This window comes from Halobacillus sp. AWH4_228, from assembly GCF_056158365.1.
Window position 1 is genome coordinate 2963539 of sequence record NZ_JBSWTE010000001.1, and the last position, 13202, is coordinate 2976740.

Below are 13202 nucleotides of genomic sequence, written 5' to 3' on the forward strand. Positions count from 1 at the left end.
CTCCTACCTGTCATTATACTCGTGTATTTATTGAAAACAAAGGATTTATCCATTTATAAAACCCTCCCCTTACGCCTGCACAAGCCCATTACGATGGGCATAAACAGCCGCTTGTGTCCGATCCTGCACCTCAAGCTTGCTCAGCACATGACTGACGTGGGTTTTCACCGTTTTTATGCCGATGTAAAGAACATCACTGATTTCCTGGTTGGTCATCCCTTCTCCGATACACTTAAGAACTTCAAGCTCCCGATTCGTTAAATCCTCATGCAGGGATTTATCTTTCCGAAACCGGGTCATCATTTTCGTGGCGACTTTTGGTTCAATGACGTTTTCTCCCACAAAAGCCTTCCGGATCGCGTCTGCGATTTCATCAGCCGACGAGGTTTTCAACATGTAGCTGAAGGCCCCGGCTTCAAGGGCGGGAAAGACCTTTTCATCATCGTAATAGCTTGTCAGAATGATAATCCGGCACGCTTCGGTTTTCATAATTTCTTCCGTAGCTTCAATACCGGTTCCGTCCTCCATAATCAAGTCCATGAGGACAACATCCGGCTTCTGCTGCTGCACGACGGCCACTCCTGCTCTGCCGCTGGATGCCTCCCCTACAATATCAAGGTCCTCTTCCGTACTTAAATAAGCAATGACGCCTTTACGTACAACATCATGATCATCAACGACTACCACACGGATCATCCTGTTTCCCCCTCCATTGTAAAACGGACAGGAACACGCAGATCGATATGCGTCCCCTCTCCTTTGCTCGAACGCAGAGAAAAAATGCCGCCGATTTCCTCACAACGCTCCTGCATCGTTTTCAAACCATAGGAAGCTTTGTTTCCCTTTTTTTCTTCTACACGAAAGCCTGCTCCATTGTCGGAGATATGTAAAAAAACTTCTTCTTCATCGCTCGTACAGATGACTTTCACTTCATCCGCCCCTGCGTGCCGCAGAACGTTGGATAAGGCTTCCTGAACAATACGGAAAAGCTGATCCTCCATCGTTTTCGTTAGACCTTCCACATCCTCCATATCCACTTGAAAATCAATCCGGCACTTCTGCTTCAATTCTTCGATTAAAGCACCCACGCCTTCGGTCAAAGATTCCCCGGATAAATGCACCGGCCGGAGATGAAGCAGCAGCGCTCTCATTTCCGTCTGAGCCTGAAGCGCCATCTGAGTCATCTCCCCCACCTGCTCTCTCGCACGGACAGGATCACGCTCAAAGATCTTCTCAGCCGCCTGTGCCATCATCGTCAGGGCAAACAACTGCTGACTGACGGCATCATGGAGATCCCGGGCCAGACGCTGTCTCTCTTCAATCGCTGCCGCTTTATGGGCGGAACGGGCGAGCTCCCCTTTTTCGTCAGCCAGCTTTAAAAGGGCGTCCTTCTGCTGCTGCAGCTTTTGACCGAGGGTATTCAATTCATCCCCGAGCCCGGCAATTTCATCATCCTCCTGGAAGTAAATCCTGGACGACAGCTTCCCTCTCGCCAGCTGTGTAATCATTGTTGAAATATAGTCGAGACGCTGTTTCATATCCCCGCTCGAACGAAACCCGGCATACAGCGCCGTCAAAAAACCGATGAAGACATATACCACGATAAACAGCAGAACCGCTCCCGCTTCCAGCCACGCTGGATCGAACCAAACGTCAACGGACAGCAGGACAGCCAGCAGGATCAATGTATTTAGAAAAAGGCCGTAAAGATGAGAGCGGATGAACATATAACGTACACTGTTTAGTTTTTTCAGCACCGCTTTCCCCCCTTACACCTGAACCACTTTAATGGAACCGGCCGTTAATTCAATCTGGATGGTCAGTTTCCGGCGGGCTTCTTGGTAATCCCGTGTTTCATATTGAATGAAGCGGTTGATTCCGTCCGCCTTCTGGCCGGCCACCTTGATATCTCCGGCTTTCACTTTTGCGTCCACCCGAAAAGGCACCTGCTTTGGTACAAACATGCGCACATCACCGGCCCAGCCGGCCACACGGATCGGAATATCCTCATCTGGAATAAAAGCTTTCGTAAAATCGAACTTGTAATCACTAACCGCGCTCCAGACGTTCATCGGCTCTACCTTCCAGTTTTCTTCTGTAAAAGATAGATCCCCGACCGCCATCGTCCTGGATGCAGGCAGCGGTTTATCAAAATAGCGGGCATCGCTGCCTCCGCCTCTTCCCTTCATGATCCCAAACCCGATATACACGAACAGCAGCGGCCAGAGCTGCCAGATATCCCAGAAGCGGAAAGTCATCACTCCGAAACGGTCCAGAATCAACAGGGCCGCAAAAACGGACAAAAATGACCCGGTCACCCAGCTTCCCGCTTTTTTAAAAAGAGCACCGCTCCACATTCTCAACCCAAACAGCAGAATGATAAACGGATAAATCATACCCCAGGATAGATTCATTTCCAGGGAAATGATGTTCATATTCGTTAACAAAAGAATGACTCCGGCCCCAATCAAAAGGAAGGCCGCAATCCCTCTCCCAACAGTTGTACTCATCCTATCACCCTTCTCTTACGTAAATAATTCGACAAAAACAGTATAAAAACCTTTCCTGTGCCTGTTTTCATTTTATCTGTTTCATGGAGAGGTGAAACCCCGCTGCAGAGGGGCACCCCTTCCGACTTGAGACGGAATTTCACGTTTAAATGGATAGCGGGAGGGAAAAGTAATGGGTGAGACTGAAATAAGAAAGGATGTTGTTGCATGGATGAAAAAATGAAAGCCCTCATTGATGGCTTGAATGAAGACCTCGCGCATGAGTATGCCGCTTCCATTATGTACACCTATAATGCGGCGGTCGTAACAGGACTTTACCGTTCCGTTTTGAAGCCGTTCTTCGAAGAGGAAGTCGCCGATGAACAAGGGCATGCCTTATATTTAGCTGAAAAAATCAGTACACTTGGAGGCACACCGACAACAACACCGGCAGAAGTGAAACAGCTGAGAGAAGTTCGTCCAATGCTCGAGGAAGCACGTGAAGCGGAGAGACAGACGATCCAGCGCTACGAAGAAAGAAAACAGCAGGCGGAGGAACTGAGCCTGACCGAGCTTTCCGTCAAGCTTGATGATATGATTTCAGATGAAACCCACCACATGGAAGAGATCAGCCGCCTTCTTCAGGATTCCCGGCTGCAGGATTAATCTTCTATCCACGGCACAAACCCGTACGATGAACAACCATCGTACGGGTTTTTTATGATTGCCGGACAACAGTCCCTCTTCACTGCAGTCTTTCTCTTTTAAGAAGGCACTGTTATTGCTTGGTGTTGTTATTTAACATGTGAGCTCCTATCATCCCTTTTTGTCATGGGATTTGTAGGAGGCGGCCTTGGGAATGACTCCCTTTCCCTGCCATCCCATGCTCTGAGTAAATAGCGGACCGGACCCCTAATTCCAGACGGAAACGATTTAGTAATCGTTTAAAATATCAACAAAAGACTTTAACAGAGCTTTTAAGAAAAGCATGCGTCCGGGATAAATTTGAGAATATTCAGAAGCTGTATTACAATTTGTACAACCACAACATAAAGGAGAATGCGACATGAGGGAGAATGTTTTTCAAGCCATCGACCGTCAATACGACAAGATGGTGGAAACACGCCGGTATCTTCACCAATATCCGGAGGTTTCTTTCCACGAGGAGAAAACGGCGCAATTTATAGCAGATACATATGAAAGACTGGGCATTCCTTATGAAAGCCACGTCGGCGGCAACGGTGTCGTCGCCACGCTTAAAGGCGGAAAACCCGGCCGAACGGTTGCCCTTCGTGCAGATTTTGATGCCCTGCCGATCCAGGAGGAGAATGATGTTTCCTACCGCTCCAAGCATGACGGGGCGATGCATGCCTGTGGACATGACGGCCATACGGCAGCTTTGCTAGGCCTGGCCGAAGCTCTCGCCCCTTATCAAAGCGAACTTCCGGGAACCGTGCTGTTCCTTCATCAGCATGCGGAGGAATATGCTCCCGGAGGTGCCAAGCCAATGGTCGAGGCGGGAGCCATCGAAGAAGCGGATGCCGTCTTCGGAACGCACTTATGGGTAAATGCACCGACCGGAGTCATCCAGACGTCTAAAGGGCCGTTTATGGCTGGAGCGGACCGTTTTGAAATTACGATCAAAGGAAAAGGTGGACACGGCGCTCAGCCGCACCAGACGAAAGATGCCATTGTCATCGCTTCCCAGCTCGTGACTACGCTGCAGCAGGTGGTCAGCCGCCGGATTGACCCTCTGAAAACGGCGGTCGTTACGGTCGGAACTTTGGAAGCGGGCGGCACCTTTAACGTGATTGCTGATTCAGCTAAGCTGACGGGGACAGTCCGGACGTTTGATGCTGATGTTCAGGATCTGATTATCGGCGAAATGGAAAAAATCATAAAAGGTACGTGCCAGGGATATGACGCCGACTATGATTTTCTTTATGAAAAGGGCTACCCACCGGTCATCAACCATATCGATGAGGCTGAACTCATCCTGGAGAACGCTTCTAAGGCGGATGCTTCCCTCGTTACCGAAGAAGTGGAGCCCGTGATGGCCGGAGAGGACTTCGCCTATTACTTATTGGAGAAACCGGGTGCGTACTACTTTACGGGAGCTCAAATCCCTGATCATTACTACCCGCATCATCATCCGAAATTCGACTTTGATGAGTCTGCCCTGCCTCACGCTGCAAAGACGCTGTTTCAGGCTTATATGAGCTATCAGGAAAAACAACAGTCCTAAAGAAAACGTAGACGAAAGGACTGTACAGCTGTTTCACCAAGCTGCTCCAATAAACGTCCATTGGCCACAAAGCCGACGACGGCACCGATGCCGGGGACGATTTGGAGCAGCTTTACTATATCAAGCGTATCTCTGTACTCCATCTGAAGCGTTTTCCAATCCACATTCTTCTCCTCAAGCGGAACGTCCTTCCAATTCATCACTTTTTCCTTCGTCTGTTTCCTCACGTCATCGCTGGAATAAGCCAGCATAAAGACGTGCAGTAAATAGACTCTGTCCTCATACGAATGGATGTTCATTCCACACACCTGGGCCGCATCGAATAAAAACTTCATCTTGATACTTAACAGCAGAGGAAAGTCGGCAAGGCCCAGCCATATGCCGCCGAACCCCGTCCCGGCTCCTTCCAGTGAAGCGGTTCTTTTGTACTGCTTCAGCAGTTCCTTAATCTTCACCTCCCGCTCTTCCCACGTCCAGTGGTCTTCGACAGTCACAGGCCTGACGTATTCAGAGGTGGTTAAAGCGGCTTCCATCATGGAACGGACACTTTCCGTTATCACCTGGTGGATGCGGTCGGGAATCGTACTGTTGATCCGCTGCTGAAACGGCTTCGAGGTCCGCTGCAGAAGAGCAGACCGTTTATCGAGCGACCGGCTCCAGCGTACGGCTTCTTTCTTCACCTTTTGTTCGTAGTTCAATGAAGACCCTCCTTTTAAAAAGAAGGCTGCTCCATGCAGCCTTCCTTGTTAGTTTAATCGTTGTTTGACATACGTTTGTACAAACGCATAACTGAACAAAGCACCGAGCACCCAGACACCAATCATCCCCGCCCATTGGAATTGAAGAGCAAGCAGGATTCCGAAGACAGCCGTCTGGAAAAGCATGATCGTTTTCAGCCATTGCAGGACGGCCTTCTGTTTCCACTGTTGATGAACGGGATAGAGATCGAGCCAGATAATGGTCCTGTGGTGATTCCAGAGGGTCATCATCTGAAACCCGCTCAAATAGAGAAACAGCAGAGCAAATGCCCCTTTCACCCAGACGTTCGGGACAAACCAAACCGCCAGCCCGCCAATAAGAATCAGCCGGAGGTACATGCCTAAATAATCACTGCTCCGGACGAATGTAATCCGGAACAAATAAGTAAAGGAGTGGTCCTGACGGAAGGGGATCCTCTGCACGAGCAGCCGGACAAGCCCGTGCCTTTTCTTCACGGTGTTTTTCAAATGCGGCACATCCGTGAACATATTGGCGATCCGGTAAAAGGCACGCATCCGCTGCTGGTCCTTTTCTACGAGCAGGTCCCAGGCGAGTCCGGCTTTTTGACTCGCCAATGTATACGTGTACAGGACGAGGGCGGCAAGAAGAACGGTTACGACACCGGCAAACACCCAATCTCCGCGGGCAAGAAAGAAAAAGATGAAGCCGTTCAGGAACGCCTTGGCCACCTGATCCACCCGGCGGATCCGACCATTCCTTTCCTTGAGCATCCACCAGTTGGAAAGCATGTTCCACACCTTCACAACAAGGACGACACCGATCATCATGAAATAATAACGGCCACCCAGAGATGGATAAGACGCCAAATATAACGGGCCGAGCGCAGCCGACACAAGAAAGATTAAATAAAGCTGGACGATGTAACTATAGTAGAGACACCGCTTGAAGTAATCATTCAGCTGATACTCAGCCGGAAGGAGAAAGACAAGGTCCGGCTCTTTCAGCAGTGTCCGCACCGGACTGTAGCCGGCGAGAAAACCAAAAGCGACAGCGATGACGAAAGCGGTAGGGAAGTTCTCCGGAAGATTCTGAAGCCACTGCTGATAATAATAAGCCGAAGCTGAAATGAAAAACAGCATGGCCACTGCAATATGCCCGTTGAACATGTATTTCAAGTAGCGGCTCGTTTCCTTGATGTGTCCGGAAAAACGCGCAGACCAGAACTCCTTCGCCTTAATCATGCTGCTCTTCCTTTGTAAGCTCGACATATATATCGTCCAGGGAAGCATGGGGGCGGCCGAAGGATTGTCGGAGCTCCGCCAGTGTCCCCTGCGCACGGATCTCTCCGTCGTGGAGAATGACAAAACGGTCACAGTACTTCTCAGCTGTCGCCAGAATATGGGTGGACATAAGAATGCCCGCCCCGTTCTCCTTCATATCCACCATCATCTGCAGGTAGGACTGGATCCCAAGCGGATCAAGACCGACAAAAGGTTCATCCACGATATAAAGTTCCGGTTCTATGAGGAAGGCGCACATGATCATCACCTTCTGACGCATCCCCTTAGAGAAATGGACAGGGAACCATTTCAGTTTTTTCTCCAGACGGAATTCCTTCAATAGTGGATCAAGACGCTTCTTAAAAACATCTTCAGGGATGTTGTAAGCCATAGCCGTCAGATGAAGATGCTCATAAAGGGTAAGCTCATCATAGAGGATCGGCATTTCAGGAATATATCCCAGCTGCTGCCGGTACTTCTCGGGATCCTCATCAAAGCGGGTTCCGTTAATAGACACCGTCCCCTTCTTCGCCTGCATCAATCCGATAATATGCTTGATCGTCGTACTTTTCCCCGCTCCGTTCAATCCGATCAATCCGACGATTTCTTTCGGTTTCACATCAAGACTGATGCCGTGCAGGACGTTTTTATGCGTATAGCCTCCGTGGAGGTTTTCAATATGTAATAAAGACTGCATGCTATCCCTCTTTTCATTGGTCCATTTGAGTGAATTTTATCATATTTTCCATCTGCACACACGCCGCCCGCGCTTTCTACTAATGGGCGTCTACCGCTTCTTATGGTACAATACATTCAATAATGAAAGGAGTGTCAAACATGGCAGACTCGTGTATCTTTTGTAAGATTATTGACGGAGACATCCCTTCCGCTAAAGTGTATGAAGATGAAAAAGTGTATGCTTTCCTCGATATCAGTCAGGTGACGAAGGGGCACACGCTCGTCATCCCCAAGGCGCACTGCAAGGATATTTACAACACCCATCCTGACACAGCAGCCGCTCTTTTCTCGAGAATTCCTAAAATCGCCAATGCCATTAAGGAAACGTATGAACCGGTCGGCTTGAATGTGCTGAACAACAACGAAGAACCAGCAGGACAGTCTGTTTTCCATCTACATATTCATCTGATTCCAAGGTATGGGGATAATGATGGTTTCGGAGCAAAATGGGAAGTCCATTCCGATGAGTACTCCCCGGAGCAGCTTCAGGCGGTTGCCGGTGAGATCAGCAGCCGGATTCCTCATTAACACTATGTATCATTTTTGATTTTCGGAGCTGATTTTTGTATAATACAGGTATGCGTTCGCAGGCGGTCAGAAGGACACGTCTGGAATGTCATTTAGAAGAGATTAGAATAGTTGAGGAGAGATGTTAAATGAATATTCGAGTATTAGTTATGTTGTCCCTGCTTGTTGGTATTGGTGCTGTGCTTCACGCGGTGGCTCCACCGTTTTTCTTCGGGATGCGTCCGGACATGATGCTGGCCATGATGTTCCTGGGCATACTGATGTTCCCGAAAGCCCCTTATGTACTGCTTTTGTCCTTAGCTACCGGTTTTATCGCTGCTTTGACAACGACAGTGCCCGGCGGCCAGCTTGCCAACTTGATTGACAAACCATTGACAGCTTTCGCTTTCTTTGGACTTGTACTGCTGACGAAAAAAATCTCTAACCATAAACTGACGCAGCCGATTCTTGCCGGCATTGGAACAATGATCAGCGGATCCATTTTCCTTGGCGTTGTCCTATATATCATCGGCCTGATGGAAGCGAGTTTCGGCGTCATGTTCGCCACAGTCGTTCTCCCGGCTGCGGTCTTCAACATCTTGTTCGTCGCCGTTGTGTACCCTGTTGCCATGAAGATCCTCAAGCGGTCTTCCATGGGAGGTCCGGTCCGGCAGGCTTCGTAACCTTGTCAGTCAACAAAGGCACTACTTTTCTGTAGTGCCTTTGTTATACTTAAAACGACAGACGCTTTTTTATCATTTTAAGGTTTTATTCTTACATATTAAGAGAAAATAGAACCATGGAGATGGATCTGAAAGGAGATGGACGGATATGCCAAATGGAAAATCGTTAGCTCTGGGCATTTTAGTAGGAGGTGCCGTCGGGGCCGCATGCACACTTTTTAATGCCCCATCATCCGGAAGGGATTTCCGTGAAAATGCCAGACTGAAAAGCGAAAACCTGAAGAATACCGTGCTGAGCCTGAAAGAGGATGGCATGCAGCTCAGAGACCAGATTACTCAGACGTCCAAAGAAGGTGCTGAATTAATTAAAGAGCTTTCCGAGGATGTGAAATCCTCCATTGAAAGCTGGAAACGCACCGTCGAACCCCACCAGAAAAACATCCAGAAATATTTGGAGCAGATTGAAGAGAGTCTGAAGGAGCTGGAGGAAAAAGCGAAGGCCGATCAAAACACCGACCCTTCCCAGCCAAGTCATGAGACCATTAACCATCAATAGCCGAAAAGCCCCCGTTGATCCAAACGGGGGCTTTTGTACGCTTTAAAGTTAATAAACAGGGTGTATACCCTGCTAAAAACCCGTGCAGGGATCAACATGTCTCGATTCCTGCACGGGTTTTCAATGATGCGTTTCAGCTGTTATTCCGCCGCTTTCAGATCCTCAATAGAATCAACATCCATATAGGCTGGAACGACAAGGCCGATTTTAGCCCCTTCCAAGTTGGCACCAAGGTCCACAATGCTGTCCTCGTGTTTTTCATACTGACTTCCGTGAGTGACCGGCAGCCACGCTGCGACCATTCCGGAAGCTTCTCCAGAGGCTACAGACTCCCACATCGGTCCGTTATCCAGAGACGTCAACGTTACGTCAAATCCTTGCTGCTTCAGCACTTCTCCAATGACATGCGTAGAGGCAATTTCAGAATCCCACATCACATAAACCAGCTTCACTTCGGTTCCATCGACTTCTTCCGTCCCTTTTGTCCACTCCGCTACAAGATCTTCATTTTCTTTGATCCATTTTTGTGCGGCTTCTTCTTCACTGCTGCCTTCATTGATATCCAGCATGACCGATTCCATGTCTTCGGTTGTCCAGTTGAACTGGTCCAAGATTTGATAAGCGTTCGGCTTGTCTTCTTCCAAGCCTTCGCGAACCATCGTCTTAATCTGCTCTTCTTCACCGAAGACACCCTTAGGATCTTCTAAGTATTCAAGGTCATATTTGGAAAACTTCCAGTGCGGTGTCCAGCCAGTGACAACAATCGGCTCTTCGTCCTCATAAGCTTCTCCAAGTGCTGCTGCCATGGCCCCTGAGGAGGATGTAGACACTTCCCATCCTTCAAGGTTGTCATACTCTTCCACAGCTGTCTGTGCTTTACTGACAACACCGGCACCCGCTTCGACTCCGGTAATCTCATAATCCATTTCTTCCCCATAACTGACCTCTTCTGATGAAGAATCACTTCCGGACGCTTCTTCTTCTGATGAGCCACATCCTGCAGCAATCAATGTCAGTGACACCCCTGCTGCCATACCTAAACGCTTCCAGTTCCACATGTAAATCTCTCCCCTTTAAAAAAATGTGTGTATTAGAAAAAGACGATGGTCTTTTTTCTCCTTACTGCTCGCCACGCTGTGTATTCAGGTTTTGAGTAAAACGGTCGATAATAATCGCCAATATGACAATTCCAAGGCCTGCGACAAACCCTGTTCCTACTTCGGCCCGCTGCAATCCGGTAATAACCGTCTGCCCAAGACCTTTGGCTCCGATCATTGAAGCGATAACCACCATGGAGAGGGCAAGCATGACCGTCTGGTTGATTCCAGCCATAATCGTTTTCTTTGCCATCGGCAGCTGTACTTTGAACAGCTTCTGAACGCCGGTTGTACCAAAGGAGTCAGAGGCTTCAATCAGTTCGTGAGACACCTGTCTGATTCCCAGGTTTGTGAAACGGACGGTCGGCGGTGTCGCAAATATAACGGATGCAAATACACCCGGGACCATCCCGATACTGAAGAACGCTACGGCCGGTATTAAATATACGAAAGCCGGCATCGTCTGCATAAAGTCCAGAACAGGAGTGAAAATCTTTTCCACGGTCCGGTTTTTCGACATCCAGATTCCCAGCGGAATACCTGCAATAACACAGATCAAACTGGCAAACACCACAAGAGTGAAGGTATTCATTAACTCTTCCCACAGCTCCTGGTTATGGATAAACCAAAGACCAATCACAGAAAAAGCCGTCAAACCGAATTTCTTACCGGAAACAAAGAAGGCCAGCACTCCGACGATGGCGATAAACAGCCAGACAGGAATGCCCATCAGCCAGTCTTCGGCTACAATCTCGATAAAGTCACCAAAATCATTTTTTATAAAATCAAATAAAAATCCGAACGTTTCTGTCGTTAACTCTGTGGCATCCGACACCCACTGGGCTACTGGAATTTTAGGAATCGATTCCATGTAGATTCACCTCATTTCCTGCAAGTGCGGCGATAACAGCACCGCGTACGATAATTCCCTTCAGCTTCCCTTCGTCTATGACGGCAACTGGAACAGGAGCATCATGGATGATGTCGAAAATCTCCTGCATCGGCGTGGAACCCTGAATCTGCGGCACATCTGTACGCAGAATCCCTTTCAAGTCCTTCACGTCCTGCCTGGCTGCCTCTGAAACATCATCCGCTGTGACATAGCCATGGAGGTTCCGCCGGCTGTCGGTGACGTAAATCGTAGAAAGGCCTTCTTTACGCATTCTTTCCAGAGCGGTTCTCGGTCCGTGCTTCTCCACATCCACGGTCTCCGGCCGTTTCATAATATTTTCAGCGGTCAACACTTTCGAACGGTCCACATCCTCTACGAATTTCTCGACATATTCGTTGGCAGGATTCACGAGGATTTCTTCCGGTGTGCCGATTTGAACAATCCGTCCATCCTTCATCAATGCGATACGGTCGCCGATCCTTAAAGCTTCATCGAGATCGTGCGTAATGAATAAGATCGTCTTCTTCATCGTTTCCTGCAGATCGAGAAGCTCATCCTGCATTTCCTTACGAATCAATGGATCCAAAGCAGAAAAAGCTTCATCCATTAAAAGAACTTCAGGATCATTGGCAAGAGCGCGGGCGAGTCCGACTCTCTGCTGCATTCCCCCGGAAAGCTGACCCGGGAACTGGTGTATGTATCCGCCAAGACCAACGAGTTCAAGAGATTCCTCGGCTTTTTTCTTTCTTTCCGATTTATCAATGCCTTGGACTTCAAGGCCGAACTCTGTATTTTCAAGTACGGTCCGATGTGGGAATAACCCGAATTTCTGGAAGACCATGCTTAGCTTCTGACGTCTGACCTCTCGAAGGGAACGGCTGTCCATCTTCGCTAAATCCTCTCCATCAATGAGCACACTGCCTTCCGTCGGCTCGATGAGACGGTTGATCAAACGCACGAGTGTGGATTTCCCACTCCCCGACAATCCCATAATGACAAAAATTTCTCCTTCTTCAACGTCAAAGGAGGCTCTGTTGACACCTACCGTATTTCCGGTTTTTTCTAGAATTTCTTCTTTTGTTTGTCCTTCATCTAAGTATTTCGTCGCCTTTTTAGCGTTTTTACCAAAAATCTTTGATAAATTCTCTACTTGTATGACCGGCACGTTTTCACCTCATTTTCTAAAAATCTTCAAACTGTGACTTTGAACTCATTACCTTATACACTGTAACCCATTTGCAAATAAAAGTTCAAACGTACTTTACTTTAAAATAAGTACAAAAATTACGTACAGTTCAAACTGTACGTAATTTAAAGGGTGATTTGCTTCATATTTCGTTTAATTTCGACAAAATGCTTGTCGATCCGTAATTTTTCTTGGATTACCATTTATAGTAATGTAGTCGTAGAACGTAAAAAGGAGGAGCATATGGGAGGAAACGATCACCACAACCTGGAAGACATCCAGATGAAAGTCATACACGAATTTTCTAAAACCCTGGAGATGTTCGGTTTATCCATGGCTGACTCCCGCTTGTTTGTCACCCTTTACCTTCATCCGTCACCAATGACGCTTGATGAGATGAGCAGCGCGCTGGGAAAAAGCAAGACGGCCATGAGTACTGGAATCCGGAATTTATCCGATCAAGGACTGGTTGAACGTGTGTGGAAAAAAGGGGTTCGGAAGGATTTATATACACCCACCACCAACCTCTACAAAACCTTTATGACTTCCTACATACAAAAATGGCAGACAGCTGTGAATGAACAGGAGAATGAATTAGCGGCTGTAGAAGAGCAGGTGCAGGAAAACATGCAGCGCTGTGTGAAACAAAAAGAAATGGATGAAACCGCGTTTCTTCAGGAACGCATGAGGGAAATGGTCCATTTTCATACCTGCCTTTCCAAGGCGCTCCAGAGCCTTCATCCGGACCCATTTTGAACTTCTCACCAGTAAACATACGTTTACTGGTATTTTTTTATCATTTTTCTGTT

At 48.1% G+C, this 13202-nt stretch carries 15 protein-coding genes; 6 read left to right on the forward strand and 9 right to left on the reverse strand.

What is annotated here, in order from left to right:
* Nucleotides 1-69: 69 nt before the first annotated feature.
* The 3 genes from ACXADP_RS15360 to liaF are packed head-to-tail and all read right to left on the reverse strand — an operon-like array spanning nucleotide 70 to nucleotide 2510.
* Nucleotides 70-696 (reverse strand): response regulator, encoded by a 627-nt coding sequence (locus tag ACXADP_RS15360; protein ID WP_474971870.1) that lies wholly within the window; start codon nucleotides 694-696, stop codon nucleotides 70-72.
* Nucleotides 693-1757: a sensor histidine kinase gene (locus ACXADP_RS15365; RefSeq protein WP_474967807.1), complete on the reverse strand. Its 1065-nt coding sequence runs from the start codon at nucleotides 1755-1757 to the stop codon at nucleotides 693-695. Before ACXADP_RS15365 ends, ACXADP_RS15360 begins: the two co-directional genes overlap by 4 nt.
* Before the next feature lie 12 nt (nucleotides 1758-1769).
* Nucleotides 1770-2510 carry a cell wall-active antibiotics response protein LiaF gene (gene liaF, locus ACXADP_RS15370; protein ID WP_474971871.1) on the reverse strand — a complete coding sequence of 247 codons (741 nt, stop codon included), beginning with the start codon at nucleotides 2508-2510 and terminating at the stop codon, nucleotides 1770-1772.
* 207 nt (nucleotides 2511-2717) lie between these two features.
* Here liaF and ACXADP_RS15375 point away from each other — a divergent pair, with 207 nt between their 5' ends.
* Both ACXADP_RS15375 and ACXADP_RS15380 read left to right on the forward strand, forming a co-directional pair.
* A complete protein-coding gene (locus ACXADP_RS15375) occupies nucleotides 2718-3155 on the forward strand; it encodes a ferritin-like domain-containing protein (protein ID WP_474967805.1) in 438 nt (145 codons plus the stop codon).
* A 400-nt stretch (nucleotides 3156-3555) separates the two neighbouring features.
* Nucleotides 3556-4734: an amidohydrolase gene (locus tag ACXADP_RS15380; RefSeq protein WP_474971872.1), complete on the forward strand. Its 1179-nt coding sequence runs from the start codon at nucleotides 3556-3558 to the stop codon at nucleotides 4732-4734.
* Here ACXADP_RS15380 and ACXADP_RS15385 read toward each other — a convergent pair.
* The 3 genes from ACXADP_RS15385 to ACXADP_RS15395 are packed head-to-tail and all read right to left on the reverse strand — an operon-like array spanning nucleotide 4731 to nucleotide 7431.
* Nucleotides 4731-5432 (reverse strand): EcsC family protein, encoded by a 702-nt coding sequence (locus ACXADP_RS15385; protein WP_474967803.1) that lies wholly within the window; start codon nucleotides 5430-5432, stop codon nucleotides 4731-4733. The genes ACXADP_RS15380 and ACXADP_RS15385 overlap by 4 nt on opposite strands.
* A 48-nt stretch (nucleotides 5433-5480) precedes the next feature.
* Nucleotides 5481-6695 carry an ABC transporter permease gene (locus ACXADP_RS15390; protein ID WP_474967802.1) on the reverse strand — a complete coding sequence of 405 codons (1215 nt, stop codon included), beginning with the start codon at nucleotides 6693-6695 and terminating at the stop codon, nucleotides 5481-5483.
* A complete protein-coding gene (locus ACXADP_RS15395; protein WP_474967801.1) occupies nucleotides 6688-7431 on the reverse strand; it encodes an ABC transporter ATP-binding protein in 744 nt (247 codons plus the stop codon). Before ACXADP_RS15395 ends, ACXADP_RS15390 begins: the two co-directional genes overlap by 8 nt.
* A gap of 140 nt (nucleotides 7432-7571) precedes the next feature.
* Between ACXADP_RS15395 and ACXADP_RS15400 the strand changes: the two genes are divergently transcribed.
* From ACXADP_RS15400 to ACXADP_RS15410, 3 genes are all read left to right on the forward strand, one after another.
* On the forward strand, nucleotides 7572-8000 hold the full coding sequence (locus ACXADP_RS15400; RefSeq protein WP_474967800.1) for an HIT family protein: 429 nt from the start codon (nucleotides 7572-7574) through the stop codon (nucleotides 7998-8000).
* A gap of 128 nt (nucleotides 8001-8128) precedes the next feature.
* On the forward strand, nucleotides 8129-8662 hold the full coding sequence (locus tag ACXADP_RS15405; protein ID WP_474967799.1) for a tryptophan transporter: 534 nt from the start codon (nucleotides 8129-8131) through the stop codon (nucleotides 8660-8662).
* Nucleotides 8663-8810: 148 nt separating this feature from the next.
* Nucleotides 8811-9218, forward strand: coding sequence for a YtxH domain-containing protein (locus tag ACXADP_RS15410; RefSeq protein WP_474967798.1), 408 nt, complete (start codon nucleotides 8811-8813; stop codon nucleotides 9216-9218).
* A 140-nt stretch (nucleotides 9219-9358) separates the two neighbouring features.
* Here the strand turns inward: ACXADP_RS15410 and ACXADP_RS15415 are convergent, their stop codons facing one another.
* From ACXADP_RS15415 to ACXADP_RS15425, 3 genes are all read right to left on the reverse strand, one after another.
* Nucleotides 9359-10276 carry a glycine betaine ABC transporter substrate-binding protein gene (locus tag ACXADP_RS15415; RefSeq protein ID WP_474967797.1) on the reverse strand — a complete coding sequence of 306 codons (918 nt, stop codon included), beginning with the start codon at nucleotides 10274-10276 and terminating at the stop codon, nucleotides 9359-9361.
* A 61-nt stretch (nucleotides 10277-10337) separates the two neighbouring features.
* Nucleotides 10338-11186 (reverse strand): ABC transporter permease, encoded by an 849-nt coding sequence (locus ACXADP_RS15420; RefSeq protein ID WP_027956537.1) that lies wholly within the window; start codon nucleotides 11184-11186, stop codon nucleotides 10338-10340.
* The gene (locus tag ACXADP_RS15425; RefSeq protein ID WP_474967796.1) at nucleotides 11170-12372 is read right to left on the reverse strand and encodes a quaternary amine ABC transporter ATP-binding protein; all 1203 of its coding nucleotides are present in this window, start codon (nucleotides 12370-12372) and stop codon (nucleotides 11170-11172) included. Before ACXADP_RS15425 ends, ACXADP_RS15420 begins: the two co-directional genes overlap by 17 nt.
* A gap of 264 nt (nucleotides 12373-12636) precedes the next feature.
* On the opposite strand from ACXADP_RS15425, the gene ACXADP_RS15430 reads away from it, so the two are divergent.
* Nucleotides 12637-13149 (forward strand): GbsR/MarR family transcriptional regulator, encoded by a 513-nt coding sequence (locus tag ACXADP_RS15430; RefSeq protein ID WP_474967795.1) that lies wholly within the window; start codon nucleotides 12637-12639, stop codon nucleotides 13147-13149.
* Nucleotides 13150-13202 lie beyond the last annotated feature (53 nt).

Coding starts and splice junctions, on each gene's coding strand:
- ACXADP_RS15360 (WP_474971870.1), bottom strand. CDS start 696: ATGATCCGTGTGGTAGTCGTTGATGATCATGATGTTGTACGTAAAGGC.
- liaF (WP_474971871.1), bottom strand. CDS start 2,510: ATGAGTACAACTGTTGGGAGAGGGATTGCGGCCTTCCTTTTGATTGGG.
- ACXADP_RS15375 (WP_474967805.1), top strand. CDS start 2,718: ATGGATGAAAAAATGAAAGCCCTCATTGATGGCTTGAATGAAGACCTC.
- ACXADP_RS15380 (WP_474971872.1), top strand. CDS start 3,556: ATGAGGGAGAATGTTTTTCAAGCCATCGACCGTCAATACGACAAGATG.
- ACXADP_RS15390 (WP_474967802.1), bottom strand. CDS start 6,695: ATGATTAAGGCGAAGGAGTTCTGGTCTGCGCGTTTTTCCGGACACATC.
- ACXADP_RS15395 (WP_474967801.1), bottom strand. CDS start 7,431: ATGCAGTCTTTATTACATATTGAAAACCTCCACGGAGGCTATACGCAT.
- ACXADP_RS15400 (WP_474967800.1), top strand. CDS start 7,572: ATGGCAGACTCGTGTATCTTTTGTAAGATTATTGACGGAGACATCCCT.
- ACXADP_RS15405 (WP_474967799.1), top strand. CDS start 8,129: ATGAATATTCGAGTATTAGTTATGTTGTCCCTGCTTGTTGGTATTGGT.
- ACXADP_RS15410 (WP_474967798.1), top strand. CDS start 8,811: ATGCCAAATGGAAAATCGTTAGCTCTGGGCATTTTAGTAGGAGGTGCC.
- ACXADP_RS15415 (WP_474967797.1), bottom strand. CDS start 10,276: ATGTGGAACTGGAAGCGTTTAGGTATGGCAGCAGGGGTGTCACTGACA.
- ACXADP_RS15420 (WP_027956537.1), bottom strand. CDS start 11,186: ATGGAATCGATTCCTAAAATTCCAGTAGCCCAGTGGGTGTCGGATGCC.
- ACXADP_RS15430 (WP_474967795.1), top strand. CDS start 12,637: ATGGGAGGAAACGATCACCACAACCTGGAAGACATCCAGATGAAAGTC.